Source organism: Trinickia soli (assembly GCF_002879855.1).
Lineage (GTDB): Bacteria > Pseudomonadota > Gammaproteobacteria > Burkholderiales > Burkholderiaceae > Trinickia > Trinickia soli.
This window is the reverse complement of sequence record NZ_PNYB01000003.1, coordinates 243,152-260,468: the sequence shown is the minus strand read 5'-3', so window position 1 is coordinate 260,468 and position 17,317 is coordinate 243,152. Positions and strand designations below refer to the sequence as shown.

Below are 17,317 nucleotides of genomic sequence, written 5' to 3'. Positions count from 1 at the left end.
CTGCCGCCCGCCTCACAACGAACGACATCGACCACCCTATGACAGACCTCATTTTGCTGAGCCCGCAGGACAACTGCCTGATCGCACCGACGCGCCTCGAAGCGGGGACGCAGGTCGTGATCGATGGAGAGCGCGTGACGCTTGCGACCACGATCGAGCTCGGCCACAAGATCGCACGCTACGCGTTGTCCAAAAACGCGAAAGTGCTTCGTTACGGCGCGGTCATCGGCCACGTTACCTGCGACGTCGCACGGGGCGAACATCTGCATACGCAAAACCTCGAAAGCGATTACCTGCCGACCTTCACGCACGATGCGGGACACGAATTCGTGCATCACTGATTTGTGCATTACTGAAACGGCCTTGCGCCGTGTTGGGACGAACATGACCGACTCTTCCATGGCAACCACCGATGCGCCGCCGGCGCTGCACGGCTATCTACGCAGCGACGGCCGCAAGGGCATTCGCAACGTCGTGGCGGTGGCTTATCTCGTCGAGTGCGCGCACCACGTCGCGCGCGAGATCGTCGCGCAGTTTCGCGCGCCTTTATCCGACTTCGCCGGTGCGTCGGACGACGCTGCCGCCGAAGTCGAACCGCCCGTGCATCTGATCGGCTTTCCCGGCTGCTATCCGAACAGTTACGCCGAATTGATGATGCAGCGGCTGGCCACGCATCCGAACGTCGGCGCCGTGCTGTTCGTATCGCTCGGATGCGAGAGCATGAACAAGCACTACCTGGCCGATATTGTGCGGGCCAGCGGACGCCCCGTCGAAGTGCTGACGATTCAGGAAAAGGGCGGCACGCGCAGCACGATCCAATACGGGGTCGACTGGGTGCGCGACGCACGCAGGCAGCTTGCCGCGCAAAGCAAGGTGCCGATGTCGCTCGACGAACTCGTCGTCGGCACGATCTGCGGCGGCTCGGACAGCACGAGCGGCATTACGGCCAATCCTGCCGTGGGACGCGCCTTCGATCATCTGATCGACGCGGGTGCGACGTGCATCTTCGAGGAAACGGGCGAGCTCGTCGGCTGCGAATTTCACATGAAAAGCCGTGCCGCCAGGGCGGAGCTCGGCGACGAGATCGTCGCCTGCGTCGAGAAGGCGGCGCGCTATTACGCGACGCTCGGCCACGGCAGCTTCTCGGTCGGCAACGCCGATGGCGGGTTGACGACGCAGGAAGAGAAATCGCTGGGGGCGTACGCCAAGAGCGGCGCATCGCCGATCGCCGGCATCGTCAAACCCGGCGATGTGCCGCCGACCGGCGGTCTCTATCTACTCGACGTGGTGCCCGACGGCGAGCCGCGCTTCGGGTTTCCGAACATCAGCGACAACGCCGAGATCGTCGAGCTGATTGCATGCGGCGCCCATGTGATTTTGTTTACGACCGGGCGGGGATCGGTAGTCGGCTCGGCCATTTCGCCGGTGATCAAGGTATGCGCCAACCCGACCACCTATCGCAATCTGGCGGGCGACATGGATGTCGATGCCGGCCGGATTCTCGAAGGGCGCGGCACGCTCGACGAAGTGGGGCGCGAGGTGTTCGAGCAGACGGTCGCCGTGGCGCAAGGCGCCGCATCGAAATCGGAGCTGCTTGGGCACCAGGAATTCATCCTGACGTACAAGACGTTCGAGCCCGTCGGCCCGGCGTGCTTGCCCATCGCCGGACCGAAAGGTCGCGCAACCGTTGCGGCCGGGAGTATTGCTCGTGCAGAGTGAAAGCCTACGACGAGTCGGCGATCGGCGCCGCATCGGGCGGACCGCGCTGGAGGTGACGGCGCTGTCGCTCGGCAGCGCGCCGCTGGGCGGCCTCTATCGCGACCTGAGCGACGAAGAGGCGATGGCGACGATCGCCGCCGCCTGGGATGCCGGCATGCGTTACTTCGACACCGCGCCCCATTACGGCCATACGAAAGCGGAGCATCGCCTCGGCGATGCCTTGCGCCGCTATCCGCGCAGCGAGTATGTGCTGTCGACGAAAGTGGGGCGCCGCTTCGTGCCGCGCACGACGCCCTACGACGGTCGCGACGGCTGGCAGAACCCGTTGCCGTTCGAGGCGATCTACGACTACACCCATGACGGCATCATGCGTTCATTCGAAGATAGCCAGCAGCGGCTCGGCATCGTCGACATCGATATCGTGCTGATTCACGACATCGGCCGTGTCACGCATGGAGAGGAAAACGCGCACTACTGGAAGCAACTGACAGAGGGCGGAGGGTTTCGAGCGCTCGACGGTTTGCGTTCGTCGGGCGCGGTGAAGGCGATCGGACTGGGCGTCAATGAAGGCGCGGCGATTCTCGAAGCGATGGAAGAATGCGACCTCGACTGCGCGCTGTTGGCCGGCCGCTATACGCTGCTCGAACAGGCGACGCTCGCCGATCTGCTGCCTGCCTGCACGGCACGCAACGTCAGCATCCTGCTTGGCGGCGCCTTCAATTCGGGCATTCTCGCGCGCGGCGTCCAAGGCGACTTGAAGTTCAACTATGGTGAGGCGCCCCGCGAGATCGTCGAGCGCGTGGCCCGGCTGGAAGCGGTGTGTCGCGCGCACGGCGTACCGCTGGCCGCGGCCGCATTGCAGTTTCCGTACGCGCATCCTGCCGTGGCGACCGTCCTGACGGGCGCGCGCAACGCAGCCGAAGTGCGCGAGAACGTCGCGTCGTTCGAGTACGCGATCGCGCCCGCACTATGGAAGGCGTTGCGCGAAGAAGGGTTGCTGGACGCGCGCGCTCCTGTTCCTGTCGTCGGGGAGTGATGTGACGATGCAGATCGACGCTCATCAGCACTACTGGGATCCGGCGCGCGGGGATTACGGCTGGCTCACACCGGATCTCGCTGCGCTATACCGCCGCTTCGGTCCGGCCGACCTGGCGCCCTTGCGCGAGCGTGCCGGCATCGCGCGCACGGTCGTCGTGCAGGCTGCGCCCACGGTCGACGAAACCCGCTATTTGCTCGGCCTCGCACGGGATGATGATTCCATCGCGGGAGTGGTCGGCTGGGTGCCGCTGCTCGATCGCGAGGCGCCCGCGCTGATCGCGGAACTGGCGCGCGACGCGAAGTTCAAAGGCGTGCGCCCGATGCTGCAGGATCTGCCGGACGACGACTGGATCGCGAACCCGGCGCTTGCGCCGGCGATCGAAGCATTGATCGCGCACGAACTTGCGTTCGACGCGCTGGTCTTTGCCCGCCACATCGATGCGTTGCAGAGCTTCGCATCGCGCTATCCGTCGCTGCGTATCGTTGTCGATCACGGCGCGAAGCCGCCGATCGTCGAAGGCCCTGCAGGCTGGCAACCGTGGGCCGACCGTATCGCGAAACTGGCGCGCCTGCCACATGTGCATTGCAAGCTGTCCGGGCTGGCGACCGAGGCCGCTCCGCGTTGGACCGAGGCGACGCTGCGGCCGTATGTCGACCATCTGCTCGCGTCGTTCGGCCCCGACCGATTGATGTGGGGCAGCGATTGGCCGGTGCTGAATCTGAACGGCGACTATCTGCTGTGGCATTCGATCGCGACGACTTTGCTCGATGTGCTGACGGATGCGCAGCGCGATGCGATTTTCGGTGGCAATGCGGCCGCGTTCTATCGCTTGGAAGTATAGTGCGGCGACGGAAGTCGGGGCGTGCAAGCCGGCCCCGCCGTCCGGCAACGGCCAGCATCAAAACAACTGGAGCTCGATAGATGACACAAAGACTTCAAGGAAAGACGGTGTTGATCACGGCGGCGGCGCAGGGCATCGGCCGTGCGACGGCGGAGCTGTTCGCTCGTGAGGGCGCACGCGTCATCGCCACCGATATCCGTACCGATCTGCTCGAGGGCAGTCCGTTCGACGCGCGCAGGCTCGATGTGCGCGACAGTACGGCCATCGAAGCACTGGCGCGGGAGGTGGGTGCGATCGATGCGCTGTTCAATTGCGCGGGCTTCGTGCATGCGGGTTCGATCCTCGAGGCGACGGAAGCCGATTGGGATCTCGCGTTCGATTTGAATGCGAAGGCGATGTATCGGATGATTCGCGCATTTTTGCCCGCCATGCTGGAGCGCGGCGGCGGGTCGATCATCAACATGTCGTCGGCGGCATCGAGCGTGAAGGGCGTGCCGAACCGCTTCGTTTACGGCGCCTCGAAGGCGGCTGTGATCGGGCTGACGAAGGCGATCGCCGCGGATTTCGTGACGCGTGGCATCCGCTGCAACGCGATCTGTCCCGGCACCGTCGATTCGCCGTCGCTGCAGCAGCGCATTGCGGAGCAGGCGCAGGCCCAGGGGCTGAGCGTCGAGCAGGTGAGCGCGGCATTCGTCGCCCGACAGCCGATGGGGCGGGTAGGGCGGCCGGAGGAAATCGCGGCGCTCGCGCTGTATCTCGCTTCCGACGAGTCGTCGTTCACGACCGGTCAGATTCATGTGATCGACGGTGGGTGGTCGAACTAAAACGATATGTCTACCTGCGGCGCATCGTTTTCCCGGTTTCGATTCGCTCAACGTTGAACTGTAGCCAAGGGTAGGAACAGTGTGCGTTGTGCATCGGGCAGGGCGATGAAACCGTGATGTTGATAAAAGGCCGCGGCATCGTCGTCTTTCGCGTCCACCATCAAGGCATAGGCGGCAATTTCTGATCGAGCGGCCCGGTCAAGCGCATCGGCCAGTAAGGCGCCGCCAAGCCCTTGCCCTTTGAACGCTTGATCGACGGCCAACCGGCCCATACGAACGGTTGGCACGGTTGGATAGCGCGGCAGTTTTTTCCCGATGGCAGCCGGTAGATCGTTGACATCCTCCTCGCCCTGAAGAGCGAGGATTCCTACTGCGCTAGGCCGTGATGGAGCTAGTAGCTTCGGCGGGTTCCTGCTTCGCCGGGTGGCCAGACTGCGCCATCCCTCCACAGGCCATAACGGCATGTCCTGCCGCTAGAACGTTGAGCGCGCCGACGTGATCGGCGTTCGCTTCATGTCCGCAGTCTACGCAGGCGAACAGCGCCTGAGTCTTCCGGTTGTCCTTCGAGACATGGCCGCAACACGGGCATGTACGGCTCGTGTTTTTCGGGTCCACCGCGAAGAAAAAGCCGCCGCGCCATGCCGTCTTGTATTCGAGTTGGCGGCGAAACTCGCCCCACCCCTGATCGAGAATCGACTTGTTCAGGCCGGACTTCGCGCGGACATTGCGCACCGGTGCGTCTACCGTACCCTTCGCCGACTTCGACATGTTGCTGATTTTCAGGTCTTCGACCGCAACCATTGCGTGGTTTTTGCTAATCGTGGTCGATGCCTTGTCCACCGAAGGTCGCCGTCTCAGCGCTCGTGAACAGCCTGAAGGGTGTTTCGAGCCGGATGATCCGGCAGAAGAACTACCCGACCATCCAGCGCAAGCTGTGGGACGGCGCGCTTTGGTCGCCGTCCTATTTCGCCGGTAGCTGCGGCGGTGCGCCCATCGCGGTCGTGCGCCAGTACATCGAACAGCAGCAGACGCCGCACTAGCGCCTCAGAAGGACGGCTGCGCCGTCCGCGCTTTCCTTCCCCGCCGTGAACGACGGGCCTTGACGCGATTTCCGGTCAAACGCGCTTCGATCATGGGCGATGTCGAGCGCGCTGAGTCGAAAAGGGTGCATCGCTCATTCAGGACGCAAGAGCTTGTTACGACGGGCAAAGGCACGTTCCAACGCCGGCGCAGGCTGTGGTGGTGACAGCAATGCCAGAGCAAAACACTCTTGGTCGGCCAGCCACAGGCGTATGATTTCGGCCTGTTCGATGGCGCGCTGCGCCGCGTCCTGAACGGCCGAGACGACGAAATCGGTCATGGTTCGCCCTGAAGTTCAGCGGCACGTTTGAGCATCGCATGTAGATCGGTGCTGATCCGGGCTTCGAGAGGAGCGGTGGAAGTGGCTTTAGGCATGGTGGTATCCTCCTGCTCACGAAAATACGGCGAATAGTCGTACAAATCAATTCCGCACCTGGGTGACGGACGCCGCAGAGTTCGACACTAAGCGAACGAAGTTCCATCTTGAGAAAACTGTATAGCTTTCGCAGCGCGCCTGGTCGTTGAATGGCCAACGCATCGAATCGACGGATAGCGGGCAATAGTCAGAGCGGTGGCAACTTCGGCGTATCGAGCACTGCGGCTTGCGCGGCGAGCAATTCGCCGGGTGTGACATCGAATCGATGTAACCACTCGTTTCCACTTGATTCTGTGTTGTACACGGGCGCGTCACCCGTCGCCGTGCCGCGTTGTAGGCTTCCAATACTTTGCGCGATGATCGGGCGGAGTGCCGCGTTCAGGACAACATATGCGGGCGGTGCAATTGCGGGCGCGCCCTTTGCGACTTCCTCCGATCCGGCGCGAGGCTGCATGCCAGCCTGAATCATAAGCCCACCTTCGCCGTACGGCGCAGCTCTGAACCAGTCTGGAGGAAGAGCCAGCGCCCGTATGCCCCCGAGTTTGGCGACCATCTCGGGGCCGATGGCAACAAGCCAATCGGCAGTCTTCAGCTTGTCGATCAGGTCGCGGAAAGTGCTTCGGAACGGATTGCCTACGTCGACCCCTGGCCCAAGTTGGCGGGAGAAGTAGTATTCGCTGCTCTCGTTCTCTTCTCTGCCGGTTGGCGGCAGATTGACAGCATAGCCGGCGTGACCGTGAATCGCGTCGAGCAGATTGGCGAACTCAATGAAGAGCTTCGGTACGAGTTCTGGATTCGCTTTTACGAGCGGTACGGGGGCGGAGAACGTAAGTGCGTCGAGGCCCCGCGTTCCGAGAGAAGCTTGCCATTTTTCGAGACAGAAAGCCGAGAATTGAAAGGCTCCAGCTTCCCGTGAGGTTTGCGCGTCGGTGAATGCGAATGTGAAGGTCTCGTCTTCGCTTAGGCTCGTAGCGACGGCCGCGAGGCTCGGAGCCTTCTCGAATTTCGTCGCGCGTTTTCCCTCTTGGAAGAACCAACTCAGTGGCGCGCCGAGGGCGGTCCGGTACTGCTCGAAGCACTTGGCAATAGCTGCACGCCGTTCGCGCGAGTAGCCTCCCTTGAAGTACAGCACGCCGCGCACAACGACAATTGCACCCACGCCCTTGTGCGGATAGCGAGGCTCGAAGGCCGCATAGGGAAGGGTACCGGCTCGCGATGGGTCTTTTGCCCATGCTTGGAGATAATCGCTCATCGTCAGAATGCAAAACCAGGGAAGGGGGGAATTATCGGCGGCGCACCGCTACGAAGGAAAGTACGAGCCCCATCGGACAGCTCGTCCGGCGCGTTCGATGTTGCCGGTTGAGTTTGCGGCCCACTACCGTCAACGCCGCAATCGCAGCTATCTGGCCCCAGAACTGCCACTTTATCAGGGCTGCCAGCGATGCGTTCATAGGCCGCCTGTTGCGCTTCCGACATCGAATCGCCAGGGAACTTTATCTCTACTACGCTCTTTAGGTTGGCTTGTGTAGGGGGACGCGATGGGTCGTTGACGACAACCACATCAGGACGCCGGATGTTTCCGATGCCGGGTCGATATGAATCCAGCCCGCCCGGCCAATACTTCTGAATCCAGCCGGATAGGTAGTCATGCGCTTTGGTTGAGACCCCTGAGTCCATGATCGGTGCGGGCGGGTCGCGCGACATGTCGTAGTTGATCTCGGCTTTGTACGGGCTCTGATTGCCGGTGAGCGCGTCAGCAGTTTTTAATCGACCGCTCACACATTGCTGCTTCAGCTTTTGGCCGTCCGCGCCGATCGACGGCATCGAATTGCATTTGCAGACCATCGAACAAAGCACCTGGCGATCCTTCGGATCGAGAGCATTGCGCCGCAAGCGCACGGTGTTCGTGTGTCCATTGCCGGGGCCAGTCGAGCCACCTCCTTGCCCCCTCGCGTAGTCCGTCATGCGGGGGCTGCTCCATCGTGGTCGAAAGTCAGTGACGACGCCGGGGCCGTCTTGAGCCAGTCGGTATATCCGTTGTCATCGGTTTTCCCTTTGATCATCTCTCCATTGCCGCTTCTCACAGTGTACGGATGGTTTGGGATGGGGCGCCCTGTTTCATCGTCCAATACCTGAAATCGTCCACGTTGCGAGCCGGCCTCCGTGCTATCGGCCAATTGTGATAACACGCTTCTACCTGCGCCGACCGAACGTCCTGCTCCTTGGGTGTGAGATGCCGAAGTGCGATTTTGCGAGGCAATGAGCGTTGCGCCGCAAGCCGTTTGATCTCCCTCCGTTGCCACGGGCCGACCGTCGAAGGTCATGTTTAACTGCTTGACTCGGACAATCGGAAAAATCCCATGGCAGCGAGGACACGACACCATGTCGCCGAGCAGCGCAATTGCTTTGCCGTCCGACTCGTTCTCAGGGGAACACTTGAGCACGCGGCCGCCGTGAGAGGTCGTATCGTCTTCTCGGATGAACGAAAATCCCATGCCAAATTCCTCTTTTCAAGAATCGCGGGTGGAAACCGTATCAAGCGTCGCGGTGCGGCACAACCTGATAAATCCGAGAGGGGTGCTTAGTTGCGATGGCGATGAACGTGGAATCGTCGACTGCCTCGTGGCGGGGGGGCATCGTGCGCCACCCCTGTGGTCGGGTATAGTTGGACGACTTTAATTGCGGGGTGTGTGGTGAGTGACGAGCGCTTGGACTGGATAGAACAAGCGGCAGTCGAAAACATGAAGGCGCATCATGTCTGCGCGGACGTAATCGCGAAGGATGCTGCCACTACGCTGACCGTATTTCTCGCGGCGATGGCCGGTGCGATGACCTATGCGGCGAAGGCGATCGAGCAGAAGAGCTGGACTTGGTTCTCCTTCGGGGCGACGGCGTTTACCGTTTGGTTTTTCTCGCTGAGCGCGCTGCTCGTCTGGAAATGCCTGATGATGCAGCCCATTGCTCCAGTCTATAACGAGCCACGAAATCTCAATCAGGCCGGTTTCGACCTGGATGCGCTTAAGGAGGCGGAACTGGATGGTTTCCAGTGGCGCATCGGTACGGCGGCATCCAGGAATGCCAAAGTGGCGAAGTGGCTGAACGGTTTACGACTGGCCGCCGTTGGCAGCCCCGTCATTTTCATCGTGGCCGCGATGGCCGCGCGGGCGGCTGGTAAGTAGGGATAGGACGATTGCCGCTCCCTGGCGAAGTCGGACGTTGACTGTTGCGGTCATGCGTTGGGCTGCGGTAGACCGGTTGCGGGTTTGGAATGGTCGGTTTGTTGTTCGAAGTGGCCATGACGATGGGCTGTCCCGTAGAGAGTCAGGTAAATGGCACAACCGGAAGCGTACCCGTTTGCGATTCCTGAAAACAGCCCTCGTCGGCTCCTCTGCATTGAGGTTGGGATTCTAGGGTTTACCCGATAAATCGAGCGCCGAATCGCACCGCCAGTGGCGGTCAGTCTCTGCCGCGTTTGTGAGCGCACGATTGCCGGGTTTGTCTGCGCGCCTACATCTCCGCAATCTCTCTGTTCCCCTTCTTGAATTTGCCATGGTCGGTCCATATAATTAGCACTCGCTGCACGTGAGTGCTAACAAAGTTCCGTCGGGCCGCACCCAGCGGCCTTTACTTAACTTCAGCGTTCTTCAGTCTCAAACCCAGAGAGGAGTAAGCATGAACCTTCGTCCTTTGCACGATCGCGTCATCGTCAAGCGTTTGGATCAGGAAACCAAGACCGCCTCGGGCATCGTGATCCCTGACGCCGCCGCCGAGAAGCCGGATCAAGGCGAAGTGCTCGCGATCGGGCCGGGCAAGCGCAACGACAAGGGCGAGCAAATCGCGCTCGACCTCAAAGTCGGCGATCGCGTCCTGTTCGGCAAGTACGCAGGCCAGACCGTCAAGGTCGACGGCAACGAACTGCTCGTGATGCGCGAAGAAGACATCATGGCGGTCGTTCAGAAGTAAATCCCGTCCAGGTCGATATTCCACAAAGATTTCAAGGAGTTACAAGATGGCAGCTAAAGACGTCGTATTCGGCGACAGCGCTCGCGCCAAGATGGTTGAAGGCGTGAACATCCTTGCGAACGCAGTGAAGGTCACGCTGGGCCCGAAGGGTCGCAACGTTGTCCTCGAGCGCAGCTTCGGCGGCCCGACGGTCACGAAGGATGGCGTGTCGGTCGCCAAGGAAATCGAGCTCGAAGACAAGCTCCAGAACATGGGCGCGCAAATGGTCAAGGAAGTCGCTTCCAAGACCAGCGACAACGCCGGTGACGGTACGACGACGGCCACGGTGCTGGCTCAGTCGATCGTGCGCGAAGGCATGAAATACGTTGCATCGGGCATGAACCCGATGGATCTGAAGCGCGGCATCGACAAGGCCGTGCACGCCGCCGTGGAAGAGCTGAAGAAGATCAGCAAGCCCTGCACGACGAACAAGGAAATCGCTCAAGTCGGCTCGATCTCGGCCAACAGCGATACATCGATCGGCGATCGCATCGCTGAAGCGATGGACAAGGTCGGCAAGGAAGGCGTGATCACCGTCGAAGACGGCAAGTCGCTCGCCGACGAACTCGAAGTGGTCGAAGGTATGCAATTCGACCGCGGCTACCTGTCGCCGTACTTCATCAACAACCCGGACAAGCAAGTCGCCGTCCTCGAAAACCCGTTCGTGCTGCTGCACGACAAGAAGGTTTCGAACATCCGCGATCTGCTGCCGGTGCTCGAGCAAGTGGCCAAGGCCGGCCGCCCGCTCCTGATCATCGCTGAAGACGTCGAAGGCGAAGCGCTCGCAACGCTCGTCGTCAACAACATCCGCGGCATCCTGAAGACCGTTGCGGTCAAGGCGCCTGGCTTCGGCGATCGTCGCAAGGCGATGCTCGAAGACATCGCAATCCTCACGGGCGGCCAGGTGATCGCCGAGGAAACGGGCCTCACGCTCGAGAAGGCGACGCTGCAAGAGCTGGGTTCGGCCAAGCGGATCGAAGTGGGCAAGGAAAACACGACGATCATCGACGGCGCAGGCGAAGGCAAGAACATCGAAGCGCGCGTGAAGCAGATTCGCACGCAAATCGAAGAAGCGACGTCCGACTACGACCGCGAAAAGCTGCAGGAGCGTGTCGCGAAGCTGGCCGGCGGCGTGGCCGTCATCAAGGTTGGCGCCGCGACGGAAGTCGAAATGAAGGAAAAGAAGGCACGTGTCGAAGACGCACTGCACGCCACCCGCGCTGCCGTTGAAGAAGGCATCGTTCCTGGCGGCGGCGTTGCGCTGATCCGTGCTCGCACGGCCATCGCCGATCTGAAGGGTTCGAACGCCGACCAAGACGCTGGCATCAAGATCGTGCTGCGCGCGATGGAAGAGCCGCTGCGTCAGATCGTGATCAACGGCGGCCTGGAAGCGGGCGTTGTCGTTGCCGCGGTTGCGAACGGCAAGGGCAATTACGGCTTCAACGCCGCGACGGAAGAGTACGGCGATCTGGTGGAAGCCGGCGTTGTCGATCCGACGAAGGTGACGCGTACGGCGCTGCAAAACGCCGCATCGGTGGCAGGCCTGCTGCTGACGACGGACGCAGCCGTTGCCGAACTGCCGAAGAAGGATGCTCCGATGCCTGGCGGCATGCCCGGCGGCATGGGCGGCATGGGCATGGACATGTAATTTCGGCGTTGCGGCCGTTTCAGGCCGCACGTCGAAACGACATGGCGGGCGCGCCACAAGGCGCGTCCCCTTGCGAAAAAAAAACCTGCAGCGATGCAGGTTTTTTTTCGTCCGGTTTTTCCGGCTACGTTCGCGTCGGTTTGGGCCGCGGCATTTCTTCTCCGATCTGCGGCGTTTCAGCGTCGTCACGTGCCCAGAAGAAGCGATCGGGCAGATAGGCGCCCATGCCGGGTCGAAACGCCTGGCGAACCGCCTGATAGAGATACTCCTGCGCTTCGCGCGCGGCTTCGGCGGGTTCCTGCCCGTTGGCAAGCAGGGCGGCGACGGCCGCGCCCAGCGTGTCGGTGATCCCCATCAGCCGGTGTTGCGGCCAATCCCACATGTCCTGCCGCAATTGCCCCTCTTCGCCAAACAGCGTGTTGACGAGCCGATGCGTGCCGGTCTGGGTCGACAGCACATATTCGGCGCCCTGCGAAAGCAGATGCGCAATGGCCGCATCGAGGCTTGGCGCCTCGGCTTCGCCGTCGGGCTGCGCGAGCGTGATCAAGGTCGATTGATCCGCGATCAGGATCGTGGTTTGCGGCGCGAGCAGATCGGCAATCGACTCGCGCAGCTCGTCGGCGGCAAGGACGTGCTCGTCGTCCACGGTGAAATCGGGTGCCAGGATCAGCGGAATGCCGTCGTAGTCGGACACGACTTCGGCGATCGCGCTGACCACTTCGGCACGCGTCGCCGCGCCGACTTTGAAGGCGGCGATGGGCATGTCCTCCAGCAGCATGCGTGCTTGTGTCGCGACGACGTCAGGGTCAAGACCCGTCACTTCGTCGCAGTTGGCCGAATCGCGCACCGTATAGCCGGTGAGCACCGATACCCCGTGGCAGCCCATGCTCGCCAGCGTGAGTAGATCGGCTTGCAGCCCGAAGCCGCCGGTAGGGTCGGACAAGCCGAAGGTCAAAACGATAGGGGGAGCGGCACTGTGCATGGCGTGGAGCGAAATATCGTGAAAACCGCGGGCGGCGGGCCGGGCGGCGCGCCTGCGCGGACGCCTCATTATGCGGCTTTATTCACTCCGATGGCACTGACGAGGACAGTAGGTCCGCCCACGCCAGGCCTCGTCGGGCGAGTGTCGGTGCGCCCAGGCGGCGCGGGCGCATGCGGCAGCGAACGCAACCGCGAATGACGCATCGCGGCTGTTGCCAGGATTCCTAGCCACGGCCGCCTCAAAAACGGTACCATCATGGCTCTTTGCTCAACGGACCTTTCGACGCGATACAAGAATGGAATATAGAAGCTGGATGTGCCTGATTTGCGGCTGGATCTACGACGAAGAGGCCGGTCTGCCTGAAGAAGGCATCGCGCCGGGCACGCGCTGGGAAGACGTCCCGATCAATTGGACGTGCCCCGAATGCGGCGCGCGCAAGGAAGATTTCGAGATGGTTCAGATCTGACCCAGGTCTTGCGGCTGGCCCGATCGGGTTCGTGCCGCCCGCCTTCCACGATGCCATGACATCCGCCGATCTACAGCGCCTCGAAGCCTTGCCGAACCCGCGCGGCGGCGCGGTGCGCGACGCGGAAGCGGCGCTGGCCGAAGCGCGCAAGGCGAATGAGGCGCGCATGGCTGTCGTCGGGCCGCTGCTGCGCGCTGCCCAGGCGTTGCGCCAAGCCGGGTGGCTTCCATCGCAGCGCTTTGCTGATGCCCTCGTGCTCGCAGCGCCGTTCGCAGCCGCCGACGAATGCTTGCCACCGTTCAACACGACGCTGGCCGATTTTCATGCGGCGCTCATCCGTCGCAACCTGCGCGAGCTTGCTTGCTCGCCTACGCTTTTCTCCCACTATCGCGATCTCCACGCGCTCGTGGCACGCCATACCCAAAGTTACGCCGTCGCGTTCGAGGATCTGGCTCTTGCGGGGCGTCCTATCGCGCCTGCAACCTTGCGTGCGAATCCGGCGCCGAAGCTTGCGGTATTGCGCGCCCGTTACGAGCAAGCGCTGCTGCCCGTGTTGAAAGGCAGCGAGGGCGCTGCTGCTGCGATCGACGAACTGGACGCGTGCATCGACGCGCTGGCTGGCGACGATCCGTATGACGTTTGGCGTCTGGCCGGCGCCTGTGCGCGCAGTCTGCGCGTGAGCGGGCGGGCGCAAGCGGGCGATTCCGAGGCGAAGCGATTCTATGCGCGCTGCAATATGCTGCTGGCCGAACCCGTGCAGGGATCGCAACCAGCGCCGCGCTCGTTCGTGCGCGCGACGCTCGCGCTGGTATGGCGCGATTACGCGCTTTACGGCGCCGCGGCCGAGGACGCCGATGCGGTCGCACTGTTGAATGATTATGGTTTGACCGTCGATTGGCATATCGCGGCGACGCAATCCTCGGAGGTGGCCTGGGAGCAGAGTGCGACCGGCGCCGAGGCTGCGGCCGACGCCGGCGCCGTGTCGCGCGAGCTCGGGGCCGTATCGGTGCCTGTCTACGCGTACGAAGATTTCCTGCAAACGGCCGATGCGTCGATGTCGGCGCTTGCTGTGAGCACGGATGCGGCGTTCGCGACATCGACGCCCGATACCGTGGCGGCCGGGCATGCGGTGCAGTCGGCTTATCGGCTAGGCGCTGCCGCCCAGGCTGTGGGGCTCGGGCATATCGGCTTGCTCGCCGATGCGCTGGGGCTCGCATGGCGCCGGCACGTCTACGCGGCGCAGATTGGATCGCCGGAGTGTGCGCCCGCCCGTCGCCCGATCGAGCAGGCCGGCGAGGCCCTGCGCGCCATGCTGCTGCGCGTCGCGGCGGGCGTGGCGCCGCCCGATTCGGCCGTGCCGCTGGCGCTCCTGACTCAGGCGATCGAGCGAGCCGGTCCGGCTTCGTCCGTTATTCCTTAAGCACTGCAAGACTTGAGGCCTCGACTGACGCCCGTTCGGGCACGAGGCGCGCCCGATTCGAACCCGATTCCCTATCTTCACGACACTGGCTTGTCCGAACGGCCATAGGACCGAAGGCGGCGCTTGCTTGCGTGATAGAGTGCGGGAAACGGCCTGCCCATCGCTCGCGCGAACGACGCGCCGGCTTGCCGCGCGTGGCCCGTCACTGCGTGCTCGCACGCACTTGTGGCGTCCAACCTGCACCGTCTTTGCTAAAATTCGAACCATGCCTAAGAGTAACGATCGCATCAATCTGACCAACCAGTTCCTGATCGCCATGCCCAATATGGCCGATCCCACTTTTTCAGGGACTGTGGTCTACCTTTGCGATCACAGCGAGCGTGGCGCGCTTGGCCTCGTCATCAACCGGCCGACCGACATCGATCTCGAATCGCTTTTCAGCCGCATCGATTTGAAGCTCGAAATCGAGCCGCTGCTCCATGTCCCTGTCTACTTTGGCGGTCCCGTCCAAACGGAGCGCGGCTTCGTGCTGCACGAACCGGTCGAGGGCAGTGCCTACACGTCGTCGATGGCGGTCACGGGCGGGTTGGAGATGACGACGTCGAAAGACGTGCTCGAAGCCGTGGCGAGCGGCAAGGGCCCGCAACGCTTCCTGCTGACGCTCGGCCATGCCGGCTGGGGCGCCGGCCAGCTCGAAGAAGAGATTTCCCGCAATGGCTGGCTGACGGTCGAGGCCGACCCCAAGATCGTGTTCGACGTGCCGGCAGAGGGGCGTTTCGAAGCCGCACTGGCGCTGCTCGGCGTTACGCCGTCGATGCTTTCCGGCGACGCGGGTCACGCATGATGAAACCGGTCGGGCGTGAGGCGACGCTGCTTGCGTTCGATTACGGCGAAAAGCGCATCGGGGTGGCAATCGGCAACGTGCTGACCCGCCAGGCTCGTGCGCTCGTCGTCGTGCCGAATCGCAGCCGCGAGTCCCGTTTCGAAGCCGTGGGCAAGCTCATCAGCGAGTGGAAGCCCGAGGCGCTCGTCGTCGGGCTGCCGCTGCACCCGGATGGCGCGCCCCACGAAATGACGCAGATGGCGAAACGCTTCGGCAATCAACTGAACGGGCGTTTCAACCTGCCCGTCGATTGGGTGGACGAGCGCTACAGTTCAGTGGCCGCCGATCTCGACATGCGCGAGGAGGGGATAGCGGCGCAGATGCGAGATGCCGAAGCGGCGCGCATCATTCTTCAACAGTATCTGGACGGACTTTCCGATGAGCTACATTGATGCCGAGGCGTCGTACCAGACGCTTCTTGCGCAGATTCGCGACGCCTACGGCACATCGTTCGCGGCTGCCGACGGCCCCGTGCTCGCCGGCATCTACAGCGGGGGCGCCTGGCTCGCACAGCGCTTGTCCGCCGATCTCGGCGCCAGGTTTTTTGGCGTCGTGAACGTCGCATTGCATCGCGACGACTACGCCAAGAAGGGCTTGCACAGCCAGGCGAGCCCTACCTCGCTGCCGTTCGACGTCAACGACCGGCGCATCGTGCTCGTCGACGACGTCCTGCACACGGGGCGCACCGTGCGCGCCGCCATCAACGAGCTGTACGACTACGGGCGTCCCGCCGCGATCGAGCTGGCCGTGCTGGCCGAGCGCAGCGGCCGCGAGATGCCAATCGAAGCGCGCTTCGTGGGTGTATCCGCCGAACCCGATGCCAATGCAACGCTTGTGCTGGAGCAAGGGGCCGACATGCGCTTCACGTTCCGCACCGAAGCGCGTGGCGCTTGATGCGTGCCCCGGACTCGCTGCAATTGCTTTCCGACGAAACGCGCACGCGCCACGGCAGGCGCACGTCGCGCGGCGCGTCGTCCACCCATGTTTGAATCAGTCGACCGACCATGAACACCGTCACCCCGAGCCATGCCGCCGACGGCGGCGAGGCCGCCGCTTCCGAGCGTTTTCGCTACGGCTTTCTGAAGGGCAACCCCCAGCTCACCAGGAACGGCGAGCTCAAGCACCTGCTTACGATCGAGGGGCTGCCGCGGTCCATCGTCACGCATATTCTCGATACGGCCGAGCAGTTCGTCAGCGTGACGGATCGCGAAGTGAAAAAGGTGCCGTTGTTGCGTGGCAAATCGGTCTTCAATCTCTTTTTCGAAAACTCGACGCGTACGCGCACGACGTTCGAAATCGCGGCCAAACGCCTGTCGGCCGACGTCCTCAATCTGAACATCAACGCGTCGTCTACGAGCAAGGGCGAATCGCTGCTCGATACGATCAACAATCTGTCGGCCATGCATGCCGACATGTTCGTCGTGCGCCATGCATCGAGCGGCGCGCCCTATCTGATTGCCGAGCACTGCGCGCCGCACGTGCATGTGATCAACGCCGGCGATGGGCGTCATGCGCACCCCACGCAAGGGTTGCTCGACATGTACACGATCCGACATTACAAGCGCGATTTCACGAATCTGCGCGTGGCGATCGTCGGCGATATTCTGCATTCGCGCGTGGCGCGCTCCGACATCCACGCGCTGACGACGCTCGGCGTGCCGGAAGTGCGGGCGATCGGGCCGCGTACGCTGTTGCCCGGCGGGTTGGAGGAGCTTGGCGTGCGCGTCTGCCACAACCTCGACGAGGGGTTGAAGGACGTCGACGTCATCATCATGTTGCGGCTGCAGAACGAGCGGATGAGCGGGGCGCTGCTGCCTTCGGCGCAGGAGTACTTCAAGAGCTGGGGCTTGACGCCCGAGCGGCTTGCGCGTGCGAAGCCCGATGCGATCGTGATGCATCCTGGGCCGATGAACCGCGGGGTAGAAATCGATTCGCAAGTGGCGGACGGCCCGCAATCGGTGATTCTCAATCAGGTGACGTTCGGCATTGCGGTTCGCATGGCCGTGATGAGCATCGTCGCCGGCAACAACGAGTGAG

The 17,317-nt window shown here is 62.7% G+C and carries 18 protein-coding genes and 4 pseudogenes; 15 read left to right on the top strand and 7 right to left on the bottom strand.

Going from position 1 to position 17,317, the window contains the following annotated elements; all coding sequences use genetic code 11:
- Window positions 1-38 precede the first annotated feature (38 nt).
- The 5 genes from C0Z19_RS05405 to C0Z19_RS05385 all read left to right on the top strand — a co-directional run bounded on the left by C0Z19_RS05405 (window position 39) and on the right by C0Z19_RS05385 (window position 4,423).
- Entirely contained in the window at window positions 39-341 is a 303-nt protein-coding gene (locus C0Z19_RS05405; RefSeq protein WP_175083922.1) for a UxaA family hydrolase, read from the top strand.
- Window positions 342-384: 43 nt separating this feature from the next.
- Window positions 385-1,719 (top strand): UxaA family hydrolase, encoded by a 1,335-nt coding sequence (locus C0Z19_RS05400; protein WP_102608758.1) that lies wholly within the window; start codon window positions 385-387, stop codon window positions 1,717-1,719.
- The gene (locus C0Z19_RS05395) at window positions 1,709-2,755 is read left to right on the top strand and encodes an aldo/keto reductase (RefSeq protein ID WP_102608757.1); all 1,047 of its coding nucleotides are present in this window, start codon (window positions 1,709-1,711) and stop codon (window positions 2,753-2,755) included. The genes C0Z19_RS05400 and C0Z19_RS05395 overlap by 11 nt, the downstream gene beginning before the upstream one ends.
- Window positions 2,756-2,762: 7 nt before the next feature.
- A complete protein-coding gene (locus tag C0Z19_RS05390; RefSeq protein WP_102608850.1) occupies window positions 2,763-3,599 on the top strand; it encodes an amidohydrolase family protein in 837 nt (278 codons plus the stop codon).
- 80 nt (window positions 3,600-3,679) lie between these two features.
- Window positions 3,680-4,423 carry an SDR family oxidoreductase gene (locus C0Z19_RS05385; protein WP_102608756.1) on the top strand — a complete coding sequence of 248 codons (744 nt, stop codon included), beginning with the start codon at window positions 3,680-3,682 and terminating at the stop codon, window positions 4,421-4,423.
- A gap of 47 nt (window positions 4,424-4,470) precedes the next feature.
- Here the strand turns inward: C0Z19_RS05385 and C0Z19_RS05380 are convergent.
- Together C0Z19_RS05380 and C0Z19_RS05375 are read right to left on the bottom strand one after the other, a co-directional pair.
- Window positions 4,471-4,755, bottom strand: a pseudogene (locus C0Z19_RS05380) (GNAT family N-acetyltransferase); the annotation flags it as partial.
- A 43-nt stretch (window positions 4,756-4,798) separates the two neighbouring features.
- Window positions 4,799-5,275, bottom strand: a pseudogene (locus C0Z19_RS05375) (RNA-guided endonuclease InsQ/TnpB family protein); the annotation flags it as partial.
- Here C0Z19_RS05375 and tnpA point away from each other — a divergent pair.
- Window positions 5,260-5,463, top strand: a pseudogene (gene tnpA, locus C0Z19_RS05370) (IS200/IS605 family transposase); the annotation flags it as partial. The pseudogenes C0Z19_RS05375 and tnpA sit on opposite strands and share 16 nt — an antisense overlap.
- 134 nt (window positions 5,464-5,597) lie before the next feature.
- On the opposite strand, the pseudogene C0Z19_RS05365 reads toward tnpA, so the two are convergent.
- The 4 genes and pseudogenes from C0Z19_RS05365 to C0Z19_RS05350 form a co-directional block, all read right to left on the bottom strand.
- Window positions 5,598-5,878, bottom strand: a pseudogene (locus C0Z19_RS05365) (type II toxin-antitoxin system TacA family antitoxin).
- 188 nt (window positions 5,879-6,066) lie between these two features.
- A complete protein-coding gene (locus tag C0Z19_RS05360; protein WP_102608754.1) occupies window positions 6,067-7,137 on the bottom strand; it encodes a type VI immunity family protein in 1,071 nt (356 codons plus the stop codon).
- Entirely contained in the window at window positions 7,134-7,844 is a 711-nt protein-coding gene (locus C0Z19_RS05355) for a VRR-NUC domain-containing protein (protein WP_102608753.1), read from the bottom strand. Before C0Z19_RS05355 ends, C0Z19_RS05360 begins: the two co-directional genes overlap by 4 nt.
- The gene (locus tag C0Z19_RS05350; RefSeq protein WP_102608752.1) at window positions 7,841-8,374 is read right to left on the bottom strand and encodes a PAAR domain-containing protein; all 534 of its coding nucleotides are present in this window, start codon (window positions 8,372-8,374) and stop codon (window positions 7,841-7,843) included. The genes C0Z19_RS05355 and C0Z19_RS05350 overlap by 4 nt, the downstream gene beginning before the upstream one ends.
- A gap of 198 nt (window positions 8,375-8,572) precedes the next feature.
- Here C0Z19_RS05350 and C0Z19_RS05345 point away from each other — a divergent pair, with 198 nt between their 5' ends.
- From C0Z19_RS05345 to groL, 3 genes are all read left to right on the top strand, one after another.
- Window positions 8,573-9,058 (top strand): hypothetical protein, encoded by a 486-nt coding sequence (locus tag C0Z19_RS05345; protein ID WP_233196006.1) that lies wholly within the window; start codon window positions 8,573-8,575, stop codon window positions 9,056-9,058.
- A gap of 493 nt (window positions 9,059-9,551) precedes the next feature.
- Window positions 9,552-9,842 (top strand): co-chaperone GroES, encoded by a 291-nt coding sequence (gene groES / locus C0Z19_RS05340; protein WP_102608751.1) that lies wholly within the window; start codon window positions 9,552-9,554, stop codon window positions 9,840-9,842.
- A gap of 46 nt (window positions 9,843-9,888) precedes the next feature.
- Window positions 9,889-11,529, top strand: a complete 1,641-nt coding sequence (gene groL, locus C0Z19_RS05335) for a chaperonin GroEL (RefSeq protein WP_102608750.1) — start codon at window positions 9,889-9,891, stop codon at window positions 11,527-11,529.
- 124 nt (window positions 11,530-11,653) lie between these two features.
- Here the strand turns inward: groL and C0Z19_RS05330 are convergent, their stop codons facing one another.
- A complete protein-coding gene (locus C0Z19_RS05330) occupies window positions 11,654-12,511 on the bottom strand; it encodes a hydroxymethylpyrimidine/phosphomethylpyrimidine kinase (protein ID WP_102608749.1) in 858 nt (285 codons plus the stop codon).
- Window positions 12,512-12,806: 295 nt separating this feature from the next.
- On the opposite strand from C0Z19_RS05330, the gene C0Z19_RS05325 reads away from it, so the two are divergent.
- The 6 genes from C0Z19_RS05325 to C0Z19_RS05300 all read left to right on the top strand — a co-directional run bounded on the left by C0Z19_RS05325 (window position 12,807) and on the right by C0Z19_RS05300 (window position 17,316).
- Window positions 12,807-12,977, top strand: coding sequence for a rubredoxin (locus C0Z19_RS05325; protein WP_025527884.1), 171 nt, complete (start codon window positions 12,807-12,809; stop codon window positions 12,975-12,977).
- Between the two features lie 55 nt (window positions 12,978-13,032).
- The gene (locus tag C0Z19_RS05320) at window positions 13,033-14,397 is read left to right on the top strand and encodes a FimL-related protein (protein ID WP_102608748.1); all 1,365 of its coding nucleotides are present in this window, start codon (window positions 13,033-13,035) and stop codon (window positions 14,395-14,397) included.
- Window positions 14,398-14,662: 265 nt separating this feature from the next.
- Window positions 14,663-15,241, top strand: a complete 579-nt coding sequence (locus C0Z19_RS05315; RefSeq protein ID WP_102608747.1) for a YqgE/AlgH family protein — start codon at window positions 14,663-14,665, stop codon at window positions 15,239-15,241.
- Entirely contained in the window at window positions 15,238-15,672 is a 435-nt protein-coding gene (gene ruvX, locus C0Z19_RS05310; RefSeq protein WP_102608746.1) for a Holliday junction resolvase RuvX, read from the top strand. The genes C0Z19_RS05315 and ruvX overlap by 4 nt, the downstream gene beginning before the upstream one ends.
- Complete coding sequence (gene pyrR, locus C0Z19_RS05305; RefSeq protein WP_102608745.1) at window positions 15,659-16,174, top strand: bifunctional pyr operon transcriptional regulator/uracil phosphoribosyltransferase PyrR; 516 nt, start codon at window positions 15,659-15,661, stop codon at window positions 16,172-16,174. The genes ruvX and pyrR overlap by 14 nt, the downstream gene beginning before the upstream one ends.
- A gap of 110 nt (window positions 16,175-16,284) precedes the next feature.
- Window positions 16,285-17,316: an aspartate carbamoyltransferase catalytic subunit gene (locus tag C0Z19_RS05300; protein WP_102608744.1), complete on the top strand. Its 1,032-nt coding sequence runs from the start codon at window positions 16,285-16,287 to the stop codon at window positions 17,314-17,316.
- Window position 17,317 lies beyond the last annotated feature (1 nt).